Annotated in this window: 19 protein-coding genes; 5 read left to right on the top strand and 14 right to left on the bottom strand. The window is 32.1% G+C overall.

Translation table 11 applies throughout. The features are described 5' to 3' along the window. Positions 1 to 90 precede the first annotated feature (90 nt). The 3 genes from JVV30_RS11245 to JVV30_RS11235 all read right to left on the bottom strand — a co-directional run bounded on the left by JVV30_RS11245 (position 91) and on the right by JVV30_RS11235 (position 2057). Positions 91 to 933 carry a DUF4097 family beta strand repeat-containing protein gene (locus JVV30_RS11245; protein WP_204194260.1) on the bottom strand — a complete coding sequence of 281 codons (843 nt, stop codon included), beginning with the start codon at positions 931 to 933 and terminating at the stop codon, positions 91 to 93. Beyond that, entirely contained in the window at positions 930 to 1487 is a 558-nt protein-coding gene (locus tag JVV30_RS11240) for an HAAS signaling domain-containing protein (RefSeq protein ID WP_053030403.1), read from the bottom strand. The genes JVV30_RS11245 and JVV30_RS11240 overlap by 4 nt, the downstream gene beginning before the upstream one ends. Positions 1488 to 1571: 84 nt before the next feature. Further along, positions 1572 to 2057 carry a hypothetical protein gene (locus JVV30_RS11235; protein ID WP_053030404.1) on the bottom strand — a complete coding sequence of 162 codons (486 nt, stop codon included), beginning with the start codon at positions 2055 to 2057 and terminating at the stop codon, positions 1572 to 1574. Positions 2058 to 2268: 211 nt separating this feature from the next. Between JVV30_RS11235 and JVV30_RS11230 the strand changes: the two genes are divergently transcribed. Then, a complete protein-coding gene (locus tag JVV30_RS11230) occupies positions 2269 to 2829 on the top strand; it encodes a thioredoxin family protein (RefSeq protein ID WP_070854805.1) in 561 nt (186 codons plus the stop codon). A gap of 93 nt (positions 2830 to 2922) precedes the next feature. Here the strand turns inward: JVV30_RS11230 and pmtD are convergent, their stop codons facing one another. From pmtD to JVV30_RS13305, 7 genes are all read right to left on the bottom strand, one after another. Then, positions 2923 to 3651: a phenol-soluble modulin export ABC transporter permease subunit PmtD gene (gene pmtD / locus JVV30_RS11225; RefSeq protein WP_053030406.1), complete on the bottom strand. Its 729-nt coding sequence runs from the start codon at positions 3649 to 3651 to the stop codon at positions 2923 to 2925. Beyond that, entirely contained in the window at positions 3652 to 4524 is an 873-nt protein-coding gene (gene pmtC, locus JVV30_RS11220; RefSeq protein WP_204194259.1) for a phenol-soluble modulin export ABC transporter ATP-binding protein PmtC, read from the bottom strand. It abuts the gene before it with no gap. Beyond that, complete coding sequence (pmtB, locus tag JVV30_RS11215; protein WP_204194258.1) at positions 4521 to 5204, bottom strand: phenol-soluble modulin export ABC transporter permease subunit PmtB; 684 nt, start codon at positions 5202 to 5204, stop codon at positions 4521 to 4523. Before pmtB ends, pmtC begins: the two co-directional genes overlap by 4 nt. Next, entirely contained in the window at positions 5201 to 6100 is a 900-nt protein-coding gene (gene pmtA / locus JVV30_RS11210) for a phenol-soluble modulin export ABC transporter ATP-binding protein PmtA (protein WP_070854810.1), read from the bottom strand. The genes pmtB and pmtA overlap by 4 nt, the downstream gene beginning before the upstream one ends. Next, the gene (pmtR, locus tag JVV30_RS11205; protein WP_053030410.1) at positions 6097 to 6477 is read right to left on the bottom strand and encodes a PSM export ABC transporter transcriptional regulator PmtR; all 381 of its coding nucleotides are present in this window, start codon (positions 6475 to 6477) and stop codon (positions 6097 to 6099) included. The genes pmtA and pmtR overlap by 4 nt, the downstream gene beginning before the upstream one ends. Positions 6478 to 6818: 341 nt before the next feature. Continuing rightward, entirely contained in the window at positions 6819 to 6995 is a 177-nt protein-coding gene (locus tag JVV30_RS11200; RefSeq protein ID WP_107629928.1) for an SE1626 family protein, read from the bottom strand. Positions 6996 to 7170: 175 nt separating this feature from the next. Beyond that, positions 7171 to 7266 (bottom strand): Trp-rich small protein, encoded by a 96-nt coding sequence (locus JVV30_RS13305; RefSeq protein ID WP_228480641.1) that lies wholly within the window; start codon positions 7264 to 7266, stop codon positions 7171 to 7173. Between the two features lie 193 nt (positions 7267 to 7459). Here JVV30_RS13305 and JVV30_RS11195 point away from each other — a divergent pair, with 193 nt between their 5' ends. Next, a complete protein-coding gene (locus JVV30_RS11195; protein WP_204194256.1) occupies positions 7460 to 8746 on the top strand; it encodes an aminotransferase class I/II-fold pyridoxal phosphate-dependent enzyme in 1287 nt (428 codons plus the stop codon). Positions 8747 to 9264: 518 nt separating this feature from the next. Here JVV30_RS11195 and JVV30_RS11190 read toward each other — a convergent pair. The 3 genes from JVV30_RS11190 to groES form a co-directional block, all read right to left on the bottom strand. Beyond that, positions 9265 to 9783 (bottom strand): ClbS/DfsB family four-helix bundle protein, encoded by a 519-nt coding sequence (locus tag JVV30_RS11190; protein WP_070854814.1) that lies wholly within the window; start codon positions 9781 to 9783, stop codon positions 9265 to 9267. A 197-nt stretch (positions 9784 to 9980) separates the two neighbouring features. After that, on the bottom strand, positions 9981 to 11600 hold the full coding sequence (gene groL, locus JVV30_RS11185; protein WP_070854828.1) for a chaperonin GroEL: 1620 nt from the start codon (positions 11598 to 11600) through the stop codon (positions 9981 to 9983). A gap of 52 nt (positions 11601 to 11652) precedes the next feature. Continuing rightward, entirely contained in the window at positions 11653 to 11940 is a 288-nt protein-coding gene (gene groES, locus JVV30_RS11180; protein ID WP_053030415.1) for a co-chaperone GroES, read from the bottom strand. Between the two features lie 176 nt (positions 11941 to 12116). On the opposite strand from groES, the gene mroQ reads away from it, so the two are divergent. Beyond that, on the top strand, positions 12117 to 12857 hold the full coding sequence (gene mroQ / locus JVV30_RS11175; protein WP_070854829.1) for an intramembrane glutamic endopeptidase MroQ: 741 nt from the start codon (positions 12117 to 12119) through the stop codon (positions 12855 to 12857). Between the two features lie 47 nt (positions 12858 to 12904). Here the strand turns inward: mroQ and JVV30_RS11170 are convergent, their stop codons facing one another. Then, positions 12905 to 14836, bottom strand: a complete 1932-nt coding sequence (locus tag JVV30_RS11170) for an SdrH family protein (RefSeq protein ID WP_204194254.1) — start codon at positions 14834 to 14836, stop codon at positions 12905 to 12907. A gap of 187 nt (positions 14837 to 15023) precedes the next feature. Between JVV30_RS11170 and JVV30_RS11165 the strand changes: the two genes are divergently transcribed. Continuing rightward, positions 15024 to 15647: a nitroreductase family protein gene (locus tag JVV30_RS11165; protein WP_053030418.1), complete on the top strand. Its 624-nt coding sequence runs from the start codon at positions 15024 to 15026 to the stop codon at positions 15645 to 15647. A 198-nt stretch (positions 15648 to 15845) separates the two neighbouring features. After that, the gene (locus tag JVV30_RS11160) at positions 15846 to 16631 is read left to right on the top strand and encodes a carbon-nitrogen family hydrolase (RefSeq protein ID WP_204194252.1); all 786 of its coding nucleotides are present in this window, start codon (positions 15846 to 15848) and stop codon (positions 16629 to 16631) included. The last annotated feature ends 623 nt before the right edge of the window (positions 16632 to 17254 follow it).

Raw genomic sequence — 17254 nt, 5'->3', positions numbered from 1 at the left:
CAAGCTAAGCAAGTTGGGGTTACGACGAATTTAAAAGAATTCTGTCCCACTCCCGACATGACAAATGATTGCCTTTTATTATGTAGGCAATCATTTTATTTTAATATCTTTTTTAACAGTGTAAAACTCAACCACATTATCACTATTTCCTACCTTACCGTTATTAAAAGCTTTATTCTCAACTTTAGCTTCACCAGTACCTGGATGTAATTTTAATAACGTATTTTTCGGTTTATCTTTATAGTCCAAATGGATAGAATCATGTTTACTTGAACCTCTAACATCCGTTTCACTATACATATCTGTGAAATTTAAATGCCCTTCTTCAGTCACAAACAGGGCGTTTTGAAGTATTGTTTTATTTACATTAATGGCACCTAAACGCGTCTTAAATTTACTGTTGTGGATTTCACTATTTTTAATATTTACACTACCAGAATCGCTCTCAAAAATAAGGTTATTTAATTTAGAATTGTTAACTTTTAAATGTTTAGTACTTTGGTAAATCAAACCATTCTTAATATTAATCCCATCTAAACTTATATTTTCAAAATTTGAATGTATATCTAAATTGTTTATATTTTTATTAGGGATTATAATTTCGATTTTAGATTCGCTCTGATTAAAAGGGTTAATATTGATGCTATAGCCTCTTTTGTTAGATCTATGCTCTTTTACATTTAAGGTATCATTTGTGTGATACACCTTAACATCATTATCACCATAATATTTAACACCACAATGGTTACCTTGTTTAATTGTGACTTCTGAATTGTAACTCTCAACATTTAAATTAGTCATTTTCATATGATTGTAAGCTTTATCATATTTGAGCTTTTTAAATTCATCTTTGTCGTGTACAAACCAGACTAAAGTTGCAGCCAAGAAAAAACCTATAAATATTACTATGCCAGCTATCATTGCCTTTTTCATTGTTTAATTCTTCCTTTAACTGTTTGGATATACCAAGTTAAATATTTTAATACAAGTCGATATATATTTTGAGTGATTTTCATTGTGAGTACAAATAAAACGATACCAATCCCCGCATAAGAAATGCTAAATAAGAAATTGCTAAACGAATCAACAATCCCCTTGACAATACTCATCGAAATAATGATTAATGGAAGACAAATTAAAAAGACTGAAAATAAAAACACACCAAATAATATCACTAAAAATATCACTATAGGAATAATAATAAAGAAAAATGAAAGTACACCAAGACTCAATGACGCCATTATTGCTCTAACAATATTTTGAAGGTTAGGGGTAACTTTGGCATAAGAAATCGCTTCTTTCGCTTTGACTTCCTTACCAATATCATGTGGTTCACGCAAGTCTGATATGATGTCTTTTTCTGATTTTCCTTTTGTTTCTTGTTCATAGAAATGATTTTCATAATCATCCATAAGTTTGTCTTTTTCTTCTCTTGGCAATTGATCTAGTTCCAATTCAAGTTCATTTAAAAAGGTAATCTTATCCATTTTTTCACATACTTTCTTAATTGAATTATCTCTATTTCATTGAAAAAGTAGCTTGCTTAAAATTGAATTATACGCGGATCACTGTTAACGACTAAAAAATTCAATTCGTTTAACCACATTATCTTTATACAAAATGGATAGTTTCATATGATGATCTTTATCAACATAGATTAATGCATCATACCCCCTACCAACTTTGTCTTTACGATAGTTCTCACCCAAGTAGTTAATGGCATGATCAACGTTGTCTCCAATTTTAATGCCAAAATTAGTTGTCACGTCCTGATCATTAATGAGCACTATTCCTTTTACCTTCTTGTGTTTATTTTTGACTTTCACCGTTAGATTTTTATGATTTTTATCATTGTAAAATTTATATCTGTCCAACTTAATATTACGATTAATCTCGTAATTATCATCATTAAATTGTTGATTCATTTGAATGCCATTAATTTTCACTTCTGTAAGATCAATCGTTTTTTGATTTTTATAGATTGTAAGACAAGTAACGACTATCAAAGCTATGATTGTAAAGATAATAAAAATTACCCATCTATTTTGTATACGCAAATGTACCACCACTTCTATTCTTAATAACTTAAATATATCATAACCGCTTACTAAGAAACATCTATCCACCAAGAATCGTTTCTTACACAATTGTAACGTTAATTTACCATTATAAGAAACACAGTCATACTAATATATTTTGAGTTTTATAATTATCCATTTTCAGTGAAAATTGTTATAATGATATAAATTTAATGGGGAGGTATTTCTTATGGCTAATTTAGAAACGTATTTTAAAAAGAGTCAACCACTAGATGACTATATCGAAAACATGACTGTAAATAAAGACAACGTATTATCGATTTACAATGCATTCACGCCACCTTCAACTGACGACAGAATCGGTCAACTTAAAGACCGTCCCTATTCGAAAGTGTTAGTTATAAGTGAAGATTGGTGTGGCGACGCTATGATGAACTTGCCTATACTAAAGCATATTAGTGAGTCACTTCAGTTAGAAGTTCGTGTATTCCTTAGAGATGAAGATACAGATCTAATTGACCAGTATTTAACAAATGGTACAGCACGTTCGATTCCAATCTTTATCTTTATGAATGATCAATTTGAACAAGTTAGTGTTTGGGGACCAAGAGCGCGTGAAGCTCAAGACTATGTTACGCAACTAAGAGCTGAGAAATTACCTAATAAAGAAGCGCCTGATTATAATGACAAGGAGAAAGAGGTTCACCACGAAATCGCTACTAAATATAAATCAGATTCTGAATTATGGAATCAAGTTTATGATTCCATTATCAGTAAATTAATGCTATAAACGCAAATAAAAACAAAATGGGTAGTGAAGCAGATATTATTTTATTTCTGCTCCACTACCCTCTTTATTTAGGAATAACTTCCTATGCTTGTCTTAAATATCTCTTTTAGCTGCATAAGCAATATTCGCAATGAATAAAACAACAATTGATGCTAATGAGATAAACCATTGCCAATTTGAAAATTTAATGCTATCCGTTTGAGATTTCTCAGTTAAATAACTGAAAGGAATATATTTTAGTGATTTTTGAATTTTTTCGCCCCAATCAGGAATCAAACCAATAAAAGGTTGAATAAACGGTACGATAAATACTAAGAAGATGCCTAACGTGAAAATAACTGCTGGTTTTTGAACTATTAATGTCACTAAGAATAATAGTAAACCAAAGAATAGTAAGAAGATAAGATAGAACCATATGTTCGTTAAGAACTTATCTCCGTCTAAATTTTTTCCATCAGTAAATGCTTGTACTAACATTAAAGTAATATATGTGATAAGTGCAAAAATAAAAGAAATTAACACAATTGAAATTGTTTTAGCAATGATATAACCAATTCTATTCTTCACTTTGTTCATATACAGTTGAATCGTACCTTGAGAATAATCACGAGTAATCGTCTTAATCACTACTAGCAAGCCAAAGAATAAAAACATCCAATTTGCCATAGATAGAATTGACGAATAATTTACTTGATCAGTATTTCGTGCCATTAAGAATGTTATTAATCCTAAAACTAACCAGATTAATAGTAATGCAATGTAAGTTAGATAACTTTTACAAAAACTCAATATATCATATTTAACTAATTGTAAACTTCTCATTTATTTGTCACCTCTTTGATTAATATTAAAGTACGTATCACGAAGCGAACTTTTTCTTGTTTCAATATACTTAGGATATAAATCTTTTTGTGCTAAAGATTTGAGTATTTGTTTATAATCTTTTTGTGCCTTAATCATGATTTCGCCACTATCTTTATGAGATTGAAGTACGTTGAAATGTGCTGTTAAATAGTCAAGCGCTGCGTTAAATTCTTCAACTTCAAATTTAAGTGATGTATGATCTTGAGCGCTACCGTCTTTCATATTAACGTCTTGTACAAAGTTACCGTCACGTAAGAAGACAGCTCTATCACAAATCAATTCTATATCTTCTAATTTATGGCTTGAAATTAATATTTTCATTCCTAAATCATTCACTAATGATTGAATCGTTTCTAAGACATCAATCGAGCCATCTGGATCCATACCATTGGTTGGTTCATCTAATATTAAATATTTCGGTTTATTCATTAATGAAACAGCAATCGCTAGTTTTTGTTTCATACCCATTGAATATTTTTTTACCTTTTTCTTAATGTATGGTCTCATACCAAATGCGTCTATAATTTTATCTGTATAATCTTTGTCGAAACCTTTTCCTAGAACCTGAGCAAATAATCTCAAGTTATTTAAACCTGTTTTATTATCATAGAACTTTGGATGTTCAATAAGATAACCTACGTTCTCGTTATCATTTAAATGAACCTTTCCTTTGAAATTAATAATATTACCATTCATTACTTTCATTAATGTTGTTTTACCAACACCATTTTTACCAATTAAACCTACAATTTGACTATCTCCAAAATCAAAATTGATACTATCTAAAACATCATTATCTCCATATGTTTTTGTAATGTTTTCTAATTTCATGTAAGCCCTCCTTTATTTTCACGCTGATTGATACGTTTTAATTGAATCAAATAGTTTATAATCATCCAAATAATACTTAAAATCAATAAACCGTAATTGTAATAGACGCCTAACACATTATAGGTATAGTAGCGTTGGAACACGAGTACATTAATAACTGCGAATACCGTTGTTATTGCAAATGGTATAGCCAACATCATAATCATAATATATGGTGCATAAGCTATGCCTTCACGCTTTCTTTCAGTGTTCCTACTAAATGCAATTGGAATGCTGAAAAAATTCACGAATATAAAAGCTATTGCAGTTGAATACCTTAAATCTCCAAAATCTATATTGGACGATTGAAAATTATATAATGCGATGATACATCCACCAAATAACGTCAACACAATACATGTAATATAATTTGCGTTGAGCATATCTTTCTTAGAAACAGGTAAGCTTTCGTAAAATAAATACGAACTTTTTCCACCTAACCTTCTATGCAATCTAAATAAATGTCCAGAATCTAAAATGCTGACAACCATTAATTTGATAGCAATGGGTGCATAGAACAGAAAATAAAGTTCGGTTTTAGAAAGTACCAATGCATATAGTGGATTAAAGAGCAATAACGCAAGATAAATGACTATTGTTACACTTCGACATTTAAAATTTCTAATTAATAATTGCTTCATTTTACCAACCTACTTTGCTGAAATTCTTGTTGATTGTCACGCAGATGAGATTTTTCGATATAAATCATCAGTTCTTCTATTGTAGGTTGTTGAATATTAACGTTGTTTCCAAACAATTCTTTAAACACTTGAGCATGTTGCGTAAATCCTTTAAATCCAGTCGATTTCACTTCTTTATAAAGAAATAAACGATTTAATTCTTCGTCTAAATCTTCATTATCACCTTGTACTATTGCGTATTGTTCTTGTAATTGATGGCGGAATCCTTGCATGATAATTTCTCCATTTTTTATGTGTACAAGATAGTCAGCAATTTTTTCTAGGTCTGAAATGATATGCGTTGAAATAAATAATGTCTTATTTTCATCGAGTAGTTCACTTTGTAATATTTCTAACACTTCATTGCGAACGATTGGGTCTAAACCTGCAGTTGGCTCATCCAAAATGAATAATTCTGCATGGTGACTCAAAGCAAGCGCTAGTGACAATTTCATTTTCATACCTGTTGAGAAATGCTTAATTTTATCATTAAAAGGCAGTTTAAATTTCTCTAAGTAATATTTGAACGTTTCTGAATCCCAATCACTATAAAATGGTGATACCATTTTTTCAAGTTTTTTTGGAGTCCATTGTTGATTAAAGTAAATTTCAGAATAAACAAAACCTATTTTATTTTTAATCCATTTCGGTTTATTTGTAATTCGTTCACCGAAAATGAAAATATCACCATTACTAGGTTCTAATATATCCATTATCAACCGAATCATTGTCGTTTTTCCTGCGCCGTTAGCCCCAATGAACCCAGTTACAAATCCTTGAGGAATATTGAATGAAAGATTGTTAATTGAAAATGCTTTATTTTGATACGATACATTTTTTACTTCAATGACATTCATTCTTCTTCCTCCTCATAAATTAAAGTTAATATTTCTTTTAATTCTTTCAGAGGCATATCGATTGTTTTAGCTTCTTTGATCATTAATCGAGCAAGATTTTCTATTACAAAGAATTGCTTTTCTTTTAATATTGAACTATCTTGTTCTTTAACAAAGGTGCCTTTTCCTCGAACAGTTGTAACAAATCCATCTTTTTCTAAATCTTCGTAAGCTCTCTTAGTCGTGATTAGACTCACTTGCAAATCTTTTGCCAGCTCACGCATCGAAGGTAAGTGGCTACCAGCTTCAACATAGCCTTTTAAAATATTTTCTTTGATTTGTTGCTTGATTTGTTCATAAATGGGTTGTTCACTGGTGTTTTTTAGAATAATTTTCATTGATGTCCCCCTTTAATAACTGTATATACATAATATACACACTATATACACGTTTGTAAAGTCATATACGTAAATATCCCCATAAAACACGTTATTAAGAAAAATTGTATATATATACTAGATACAATAAGAAAGTGGGAGAGAATTATTAAAATTCTCTCCCACACCCAGCTTGCTTTGCTTGTAGAATTTCTTAGTGAAATTTTCTTTGTTGGGGCCCCGCCCGCAAGGTTGACTAAAACTGAGAAACGCTTGACTTAAGCGCCTTCTCAGTTCAGTCAGCTACTGTGAAATTGCAAAATAGCATGAGTATATTATTTATGTCTGAGATTCTTAAAGTGCTATTTTTTATTTTTCTTTCTATCATTACTACGATTAATAAAAGCACATATCATAAACATGATTGCAGCTAATAATAATTTAACGCCTTGATCTTCATGTCCTGAAGCTTGTAAGTAATAACCAATAACAAATAATACAATTGCCAAGGTCACGAAAATCTTAGTTAAATGTTTCATCATAATTAACACCTCAATAACCGTATTATAACAAACATCAAGACATATTACGGTTTCAATGGATATTTAAAATTGAAAATATGCTTCCATATGTTAAAATTTAAGTGTATCCACGAATTACATTACACAGCCCCTAACTTGTGACGGCAAGTTAGGGGCTTTTGTGTATGGTCATCTACTTATCTTTCCACTTAGATTCTAACCAAACACGAAATATGACGAGTATTCCACCCGTAATCAGTGTCACCATACCCTCTAATAGCCACGACATTACACTACACCTCCAAATGAAAAGTGTCATATCTTATGATGACCTGTCATCATTTTAACACAAAAAGCGAACAAATGTTCGATTTATAAGAATCTTAACTATCAATTCTATGTAATCATAATAGGAACACTTTATCTTTATGACATTTAAAGATAATATATTATTAAACACTAAAAAAAGTGAGGTTAAATAAATGAACCCATTAGCTCAAAACTTAAATAATCAACTTGTTGATGATTGTCCTGAAATTTTAAGTATGCTTTCAACGCTAGGCCAATCTATGTACTATCCAAAAGGTATATTATCTCAATCGGCTGATGCTAAAAAAACAAAATACAATGCGACTATTGGTATGGCTACAAATAAAGATGGAAAAATGTATGCTGATACGTTATTTGATGTCTATAATCATCTATCACCTGATGACGTATTTCCGTATGCACCACCACAAGGATTAGAAGCTTTAAGAGATTTATGGCAAGATAAAATGCTCAAAGAAAATCCTGATTTATCAAAAGAAACGATTAGTAGACCAATTGTCACTAATGCGTTGACTCATGGTTTATCTCTAATTGCTGATTTATTTGTAGAAAATGGCGATACGATCTTAGTACCTACACACAATTGGGGTAACTATAAATTAATATATGAAACACGTCATTCAGCAAATATTGAGACATATTCAATATTTAATCAAGAAGGTCACTATACAACAAATGATTTAGTGACTACTTTAGACAACTACAATCAAGATAAAGTCGTACTCATTCTGAATTACCCTAACAATCCTACTGGTTATACACCGAATAAAGATGAAGTTACAACTATAGTATCAGCTATTCGTTCACTTGCTGAAAAGGGCACAAAAGTGATAGCTGTTGTTGACGATGCTTACTACGGCTTATTTTATGAAGATGTGTATCGCCAATCTATATTTACTGCATTAAATCAAATTGAATCAAATAATATATTACCGATTCGTTTAGATGGCGCTACTAAAGAATTCTTTGCTTGGGGACTACGTGTTGGTTTCCTTACATTTGGTCTAAGCAATCATACAGCTAAAGAAGTATTAGAGGCGAAAGTTAAAGGTTTAATACGAAGTAATATTTCAAGTGGACCAATGCCTTCACAAAGTGCTATTAAATACGTCTTAGAACATCATGACCAATTTGATAAAGAAATCCAACAAAATATTGATACTTTACAACAACGATATGAAGTAACTAAGTCAGTTGTATATGATGATAAATACAAAAATCATTGGCAAGCATATGATTTTAACTCAGGTTATTTCATGGCAGTCAAAGTCAATGGCGTAAATCCTGAAGAACTTCGTACGCATTTAATCAATGAATATTCAATTGGAATCATTGCTTTAAATGACTCTGATATCCGAATTGCGTTTAGTTGTATTGAAAAAGATGATATTCCACATGTGTTTGAATCAATCGCTAAAGCAATAGATGATTTAAAGTAAACAATCGATATAATGAAGTAATATAATTATGATGTTAAGAAAAAGTTCTCTTATTCGAATAAGTCAATCATTCTGAACGACAAAATAACTCGAAAGTTGTGATTTTAATGGTAACTATTTTTTTAATATTGCTTATTATTAATTTTATCTTAACGTCATATCATTTGTATCTTTACGCATTTACGTCAACCGGACATGTACCCAAAAATTTATATTTTTTCATAGGATTACTCACCCTATTCATTCTATTTGGAGCATGGTTACTAGATTTATTATAAATTTTTCTATTATCATTCTTAAATAATGTAAAAAACGGGAGTGGGACAGAATTCTTTTAAAATTCGTCGTCCCTCTCCCAACTTGCTTTGCTTGTAGGATTTCTTGATGAAATTCTCTTTGTTGGGGCCCCGCCCGCAAGGATGACTAAANNTTAAGCGCCTTCTCAGTTCAGTCAGCTACTGCGGATTTGCAAAATAGCTCCATTATATTATTTATGTCCTAGACTCGTTTTTATAAAGTTATCTATCTAATTCTGTTTTCTTCCACTTTCTAATTTTGGTTCTAAATGTCTTAAATGGTGCTACTGTGTTAATATGAATCCACTTCCAAACCGGCCATTTGGAAGACGTTGATGACGCCCATTGCCTTTTATCACTCTCAAATAATGTTTTATCATCTAAACTTTTAATTAATTCAATCATGCTATCTACTTCTTCATTAAACTGATTAATAAGTTGTTCTAATGTGTAATTTGAGTAGGTTTGATAAAATTCTTGATATAGTCCCCCTAAATTATTCCACTTATAATTCGGGCTAGGTGTTACAACGGATATATTATTTTTATTATCCCTTTCCCAAGATTGAATTAAATTTAACCATCCTAACTGATATGCAATCATTTGCGCTGGTGTCCTATCAATACCAGTTTTATATATATCCTTTTCTGCTTCTGATACATCACTAAATTCGTGAATAAATAAATCGGCTCTTTTCCTAATTTCAATTATTAAAGCATCTTTATCCGCATACGTTTGCATCTCATCACCACCAATTATTTATAAATTTATTATATAATATTCCATCCAATTAAAATATGTATTTACCAACTATAATTTAAACCTAAATTTCATATCTTTATTATTAAAATATTTTTTCAATCAAAAAACGCTTTTCAAAAGAAGTCATCTTTTGAAAAGCGCTTATGTTACTAAATCTAATTAGCTTATGACGTGGATTACATCATGCCTGGCATGCCACCCATACCTGGATTGTCATTATTATCTGGTTCAGGGATAGTTGCAACTACTGCTTCTGTAGTTAAGAACATCGCAGCAACACTTGCAGCATGTTGTAATGCAGAACGCGTTACTTTTGTAGGGTCAACGATGCCTTCTTCAAGCATATTTACCCATTCATTCGTTGCGGCATTGAATCCAATACCTGCATCTGCATGTTTTAATCTCTCAACAATTACCGAACCTTCAAGGCCAGCATTCTCAGCGATTTGACGTACAGGTGCAGATAACGCTTTAAGTACGATATTCACGCCTGTTGCCACATCACCTTCCGCTTCTATTTCTTCTACTTTATTATAGATGTTTACTAATGCTGTACCACCACCGGCAACGATGCCTTCTTCAACTGCAGCACGTGTAGAGTTTAAGGCATCTTCAATACGTAATTTACGTTCTTTCAATTCAGTTTCAGATGCAGCTCCGACTTTAATTACTGCAACACCACCAGCTAATTTAGCTAAACGTTCTTGTAATTTCTCTTTATCAAAATCAGAATCCGTTTCATCAATTTGTGCTTTGATTTGACTGACACGTGCATCAATACTATTGTCATCTCCGTCGCCATCGACAACTGTAGTATTATCTTTAGTTACTTCAACTTTGTTGGCACTACCTAGCATATCAATGGATGCGTCTTTTAATTCTAAACCTAGATCATCCGTAATAACTGTAGCGCCAGTTAGGATTGCTAAGTCTTCTAACATCGCTTTACGACGATCACCAAAACCAGGTGCTTTAACTGCAACTGCAGTAAATGTACCACGCATACGGTTTAATACGATATTAGTTAAAGCATCACCTTCAACTTCGTCAGCTACAATTAAAATTGGACGACTTGATTGCACGACTTGTTCTAATAAAGGTAAGATATCTTGGAAAGAAGAGATTTTTTTATCTGTCACTAAAATATATGGTCTTTCTAATTCAGCAATCATTTTATCTGAATCTGTAACCATGTATGGTGATTGATATCCTCTATCAAACTGCATACCTTCAACAACTTCTAATTCTGTATCTAGTCCATTTGATTCTTCAATTGTAATAACACCGTCATTACCCACTTTATCCATTGCTTCAGAAATATATTTACCAATTTCTTCATCTGCTGCTGAAATAGCACCAACTTGCGCAATTTCATTTTTATTTTCTACTTTTTGAGAGATATCGTGTAGTGCTTGTACCGCTACTCTTACAGCTTTATCGATACCTTCACGCAGTCCAACTGGGTTCGCACCACTTGTGACGTTTTTTAACCCTTCTTGAATCATAGCTTGAGCTAATACAGTTGCTGTTGTAGTGCCATCACCAGCAATTTCGTTTGTTTTATTCGCTACTTCTTGAACTAATTTCGCACCCATATTTTCGTAAGGATCTTCTAGTTCAATTTCTTTGGCAATTGTGACACCATCATTTGTAATTAATGGTGCGACATACTCTTTATCTAAAACTACATTACGTCCTTTAGGTCCAATTGTAACTTTAACGGCATTGGCTAATTTATCTACACCACGTAACATTGCTTGTCTTGCATCTTCAGAAAATTTTAAGTCTTTAGCCATTTAATGTACCTCCATTATGTCAATATATTTAATGTTGATTATTTATAAAATTTTAGTCTTCAATAATAGCAAGTAGATCTTCAACATTTAAAATTAAGTATGTTTCATCTCCACGTTTAACTTCTGAACCAGCGTATTCTTGGAATACTACTCGGTCTCCTTCTTTAACCTCTGGAGCAACCCTTTCACCATTGTCTAGAACTCGTCCAGTTCCAACAGCTACTACTACACCTTCGTTAGACTTTTCTTTCGCACTGTCAGTAAGTACAATGCCACTTTTTGTTGTTTGTTCTTGTTCTTTGCGTTCAATAATCACACGATTTCCTAATGGTTTAAGCATGATCGTTCCTCCTTAACAGGTTCCTTTTTAGCACTCGAAATAATTGAGTGCTAATCTACATCTTATATTAATCAAATTTGGTCAATTTTTCAAGCGAAAGGATTATCTATATTTTGTATAACATACAAATTTACGATAAACTAACTAATGTTGATTATTATTTTTGGAGGAATAGAATGAAAAGAATTTGGGTAGCATTTCTTACCATTGTTATTTATGCTTTAGCACAGTTCTTACCCTTATTAATACAGCATTTACCTTTCTTTAGTAATTTAAGAGGGATGGAACTTGCAAAAGCTGGCGTTTATACTCAAGTGATTTTATTTGTAATCGCAGCTTTATTAATTATTTGGTTAAACAGTATCATTAAAAATCCAACTAGATTAGAGCAAGGATATAAAGAACCTAAACGCTACATTTTACCATGGGCATTACTAGGATTTGTAGTAGTTATGATATATCAAATGATAGCTAGTCTAATCACTATGTGGTTAGTTGGTCAACCACAGCAAAGTCCTAATACTGAGAGAATAATGGCAATTGCTAAACAGCTTCCAGTATTCATATTATTAATCTCAATTGTCGGTCCAATACTAGAAGAATATATATTCAGAAAGGTTATATTCGGTGAAATTTATAATAAAATTAAAGGAAACCGAATTGTTGCATTTTTAATTGCTTCTATTGTAAGTTCAATTTTATTTGCAATCGCACATAATGATGTTAAATTTTTCTTCATATACTTTGGAATGGGCATGTTATTCTCGCTTGCTTATGTCTTAACTAAACGCATTTCAGTTCCAATTATTATCCACATGCTACAAAATGGTTTTGTAGTTGCAGTCCAATTTTTCTTTGGTGATACGGTTAAGCAGTTACAAGAACAAAGTAATTTTATTGTTCATTTATTTATGTAAAAGTTAACGGGAGTGGGACAAAATTCTGTCCCACTCCTGTTTTTCTTTTAGTTTTTAATTTTTCTATAAATAAATCTACCAGTGACACCTACGAAAATCACAATTATAGATGTGATTAAAGCTATATTAATGTTTTTATATTTATCATTATTTTCCGCTTCTTTACTCTCCTCGTTACTATCTATAATTTTATCTTCATCGTGACTCTGAATATCAGCCTCTTCTTCTTTATCCCTATCACTTGGTTTTTTCAAGTCTGGCATTGAGCCAATTTCACCCGTGATGAGTGCCAATACTTGCTCATCTAAATTTTTGTAATATTTTTTTGAGTTTAATGGATTAAAATACTCAAATCTAAAGTAGTTTGAGCCTTTTTGCAAGTAATCTAAGTATTGATTATTAAATGATTGTTTGCGAAAAAGTCTATAAAAATCTTGATTTGAAATGTACTCATTATTATTGCCTAACCTATTAACCTGATTAATGATATATGGATTATATTTATATGAACCATTAGCCAAATCATTTAATCTGTTTAAAAGTGCAGATTGACTATAGAATGGCAATTGATTTTGTCTATGATTATTATTTGTATAGACTTCCGTATCATTTTGGTTATGATTATGTTGTAAACGTCCACCATAATACCATTGATTAGTCGTAGTTGAACCATTCATTTCTGATTGATTTTGGTGCTTATTCGGATATATATGATGAATCATTGAATCAGACACATTATGATCGTGATGTGACCAAGTCGGTTGTTGTCCTTGATTAGTTCCATGATTATTTTCTTGTGGATTATGATTTGTCATATCATTTGAATTTGAATGTCCTGAGTGTTCATCCTGGTGATTTCCACGATTATTTGAATTATGATTGTTAGAACTTCCATTGGAATGGTTTTGCGAACCATTGTTTGAACCGTTTTGTCCGGAACCTGTGTTGTGTTCACCTTGATTAGAGCCAGAATGTGTATTGCCATCATGGTTTGGTGGTTGCTGAGGATTATCACTTTCTCCTGGCTTATTTCCTTCATCTGGTTTATCTGTTCCTTGATTGCCTGGCTTGCTTCCTCCATTATGTTGACCTGAATCATCGTTCCCTGGCTTACTTCCTTCACCAGGTTGATCCTTTCCAGTCGCTCCAGGTTTGTCTTCATCACCTGGTTTATCTGTTCCTTGATTGCCTGGCTTGCTTCCTCCATTATGTTGACCTGAATCATCGTTCCCTGGCTTACTTCCTTCACCAGGTTGATCCTTTCCAGTCGCTCCAGGTTTGTCTTCATCACCTGGTTTATCCGTTTCTTGATCGCCTGGTTGATTGGATTCGCCCTCACCTGGCTTGTTGCCTTCGTCTGGTTTGTCTGTATCACTATCCCCGGGCTGGCCTTCTCCTTCTTGATTACCTGAGTTATTTTCCCCAGATTGATCTTTATCACCAGGATGCGCTGTATCGCTCTCATCAGAGTTGCTTCCTTCATCTGGTTTATCCGTTTCGTTCTCACCGGGTTTGTGTTCTTCATTTGGCTTGTCTACATCTTGATTTCCGGGATTGTTTTCTCCTTCTTGGTTACCTGGATGACTATTTCCTGGTTTACTTGAATTTTCCTCGGTATCATTGCCATCATCGTTCTCCGGTTGACTGTTATCAGTTGCATTATCATGATTCATAGTATTGTCATGATCTAACTGCGTATCATCATTATTCTCAGTAGTTGGTTTCATCTCTCCATGGTTTTGACTACCTGAGTTTTTTTCTGAAACAGCAGTATCTTGGGTATCAGATTGATGATTGTCATAATAGTCATTCTGATTACTTAAATCATTTTGTGTACGTGTATCTGTAATAACCGCATTCTGATTAACCTCATCTGTAGCCGGTTGATTTTTATCTGCAGCTTTCACCTCGTGCTCATGACCTATCACAGATGTACTCAATGCTAAAATCAGACTAGTTTGGGCTAATTTCTTTTTCATCAATCTTCCACCTCCTTGTGTTTTATAACACTTTCAGTATAAAGAATATTTATCTATTATGCATGGATATATGATTAATGATAAAAAATATTAATACTTTTGACATTTTTTGTAAAAAAACATTTTACAAACCTAAGTATAATATTTATACTTAGGATATAACTTATATAAACAAAGGAGATTTTACATGGGCTTATTTAGCAAATCAAAAACGAAACCATTTTTACAAGAGATTGAAGATAGACGTACAATTTATAGTACTGAAACTACCATTTCAATTAGTGACAAAGAACTCGAAGATATGATTGAACATATCATTAAATACACACCTTCAGCTTTCAACTCTCAATCAACAAGAATTGTATTATTATTAAATGATCAACATCACAAATTCTGGGATAATACTAAAACCGTATTAAAAGATGTTATGGGTCCTGATCGTGATTTCGCTCCAACCGAGCAACGCATTGATGGCTTCAAACATGCTTATGGTACAATTCTTTATTTTGAAGATGAAGATGTTATTAAAGGTTTGCAAGAACAAATGCCAAATTATGCTGATAACTTTGCAAACTGGTCAGTTCAAACGAATGCAATGCACCAATTTGCTATCTGGACTGCTTTAAGTTCAAAAGGTATTGGCGCTTCTTTACAACACTACAATCCATTAGTTGATCAAATTACTACACAATCATTTGATATCCCAGCTTCATGGAAACTTGTAGCTCAAATGCCGTTCGGAGATATCCGTGAACAAGCTGGTGAGAAAGAAATTCAACCTACTGACAACAGATTCATCGTTAAAAAATAATTTATCTATAACTTATTTAGTTAAATCAATCATTAAAGACTCAATTTCTACTTAGACACTTTGTTCTATTTGAAGTTGAGTCTTTTTTAACGTATTTTTCTAGAGCATCTACATAGATTAAGAAACTCGCTCAATTTTTGATTTTCTTTTTTTAATTTAGTAAATTAGAGTTAATCTTGGGATGAGGAGATTTTAAAAATGAAAGTACAAATATTTCAATTTTATGTTGAATACGGTAACGTTGAAAAAAATGAAAATAAAATTAAAAGTTGGTTTGAAAATAAATTAGAAGCAGATACAGAGGTCGTTGTTCTGCCGGAAATGTGGAATAACGGTTATGCATTAAATGAGTTGAACCAAAAAGCTGATAGAGAACTTAGTCGCAGTTTCCCGTTCATTCAATCATTAGCACAACAATATCATGTCGATATTGTCGCTGGTTCCGTTTCTAATATCAGAAATGGTAAAGTTTATAATACTGCATTTACTGTTTCTAGAGAAGGACATCGAATTAATAAGTACGATAAAGTTCATTTAGTCCCTATGTTGGATGAACCGACATATTTAGAAGATGGTAAAGCAGTCCCAGAACCATTTTCACTTTCATCAGGTACGCTAGCAACACAAATTATTTGTTACGATTTGCGTTTCCCTGAATTATTGAGATATCCAGCGCGCAATGGTGCACAAGTTGCATTTTATGTTGCACAATGGCCTACACCAAGGTTAAATCATTGGAAAGCCTTGCTTCAAGCACGTGCAATTGAAAATGATATATTTATTATTGCATGTAATGGAACGGGAAACGATGGTAATACAGACTATGCTGGTCATTCTATGATTATCAATCCAAATGGTGAGATTTTAGCTGAACTGGGTAACGAAGAAGATACTATTGCTCATAATATCGATCTTAAAGAAGTTGATATTCAACGCGAGACTATCCCTGTATTTAAAAATTTAAAACCAAATTTATATAAATAGTGCAACATACTGTATCCAATCGTTTGGGTACAGTTTTTATTAACGACAAAAGTCGCGAGCTTGGGAGGAACTCGCGACTTTCATATTAAGGGAATGTTTTTTACAGTTATTTCAATCTTTGGGGATGTTATTAATTATGAAAATTTTACAATAGCTTACATCCTGAAAATATTTAACTTCTATATCATACAATAGCTAAGTTAAATACCTTCCACTGAGTTTCAACTTCAGTAACTTTGCTTGTTTCATTAATAAGTTGGGATGGCTTATTAATGAATACGTTTAACTACACGAAGAAAACAAATTAAGATAACTTCTAAATAAATTAGAAGCTTCTTTATTAATAATGTTCGATGGGACATTACTAATATTGAAATGGTTAACCAAAACCATTCACAACACTTACAACATATGGTAAAAGGATTAATGATTTCGCAACTACAAACAAAACCATTTACCTCGATTACCAAAACAATAACTATTAAATTTAAAGACTAAGATTATTAAGTTTTTATCACTCGTAAGTGATATGAGTCTATTTAAACATAACCTTCCAATTTATTTTTAATTATTTCTTAAATCGCATGTTTTTATACATAACTGAGTCCGGGACATAATGTTCT

It is taken from the genome of Staphylococcus sp. GDY8P47P, assembly GCF_016892225.1.
Lineage (GTDB): Bacteria > Bacillota > Bacilli > Staphylococcales > Staphylococcaceae > Staphylococcus > Staphylococcus borealis.
This window is presented reverse-complemented; position numbering and strand designations above follow the sequence as displayed.

What these genes read in the sequence shown, in the direction of transcription:
- JVV30_RS11245 (WP_204194260.1), bottom strand. Translation starts at nt 933, where the DNA reads ATGAAAAAGGCAATGATAGCTGGCATAGTAATATTTATAGGTTTTTTC.
- JVV30_RS11240 (WP_053030403.1), bottom strand. Translation starts at nt 1,487, where the DNA reads ATGGATAAGATTACCTTTTTAAATGAACTTGAATTGGAACTAGATCAA.
- JVV30_RS11230 (WP_070854805.1), top strand. Translation starts at nt 2,269, where the DNA reads ATGGCTAATTTAGAAACGTATTTTAAAAAGAGTCAACCACTAGATGAC.
- pmtD (WP_053030406.1), bottom strand. Translation starts at nt 3,651, where the DNA reads ATGAGAAGTTTACAATTAGTTAAATATGATATATTGAGTTTTTGTAAA.
- pmtC (WP_204194259.1), bottom strand. Translation starts at nt 4,524, where the DNA reads ATGAAATTAGAAAACATTACAAAAACATATGGAGATAATGATGTTTTA.
- pmtB (WP_204194258.1), bottom strand. Translation starts at nt 5,204, where the DNA reads ATGAAGCAATTATTAATTAGAAATTTTAAATGTCGAAGTGTAACAATA.
- pmtA (WP_070854810.1), bottom strand. Translation starts at nt 6,100, where the DNA reads ATGAATGTCATTGAAGTAAAAAATGTATCGTATCAAAATAAAGCATTT.
- pmtR (WP_053030410.1), bottom strand. Translation starts at nt 6,477, where the DNA reads ATGAAAATTATTCTAAAAAACACCAGTGAACAACCCATTTATGAACAA.
- JVV30_RS11200 (WP_107629928.1), bottom strand. Translation starts at nt 6,995, where the DNA reads ATGAAACATTTAACTAAGATTTTCGTGACCTTGGCAATTGTATTATTT.
- JVV30_RS13305 (WP_228480641.1), bottom strand. Translation starts at nt 7,266, where the DNA reads ATGTCGTGGCTATTAGAGGGTATGGTGACACTGATTACGGGTGGAATA.
- JVV30_RS11195 (WP_204194256.1), top strand. Translation starts at nt 7,460, where the DNA reads ATGAACCCATTAGCTCAAAACTTAAATAATCAACTTGTTGATGATTGT.
- JVV30_RS11190 (WP_070854814.1), bottom strand. Translation starts at nt 9,783, where the DNA reads ATGCAAACGTATGCGGATAAAGATGCTTTAATAATTGAAATTAGGAAA.
- groL (WP_070854828.1), bottom strand. Translation starts at nt 11,600, where the DNA reads ATGGCTAAAGACTTAAAATTTTCTGAAGATGCAAGACAAGCAATGTTA.
- groES (WP_053030415.1), bottom strand. Translation starts at nt 11,940, where the DNA reads ATGCTTAAACCATTAGGAAATCGTGTGATTATTGAACGCAAAGAACAA.
- mroQ (WP_070854829.1), top strand. Translation starts at nt 12,117, where the DNA reads ATGAAAAGAATTTGGGTAGCATTTCTTACCATTGTTATTTATGCTTTA.
- JVV30_RS11170 (WP_204194254.1), bottom strand. Translation starts at nt 14,836, where the DNA reads ATGAAAAAGAAATTAGCCCAAACTAGTCTGATTTTAGCATTGAGTACA.
- JVV30_RS11165 (WP_053030418.1), top strand. Translation starts at nt 15,024, where the DNA reads ATGGGCTTATTTAGCAAATCAAAAACGAAACCATTTTTACAAGAGATT.
- JVV30_RS11160 (WP_204194252.1), top strand. Translation starts at nt 15,846, where the DNA reads ATGAAAGTACAAATATTTCAATTTTATGTTGAATACGGTAACGTTGAA.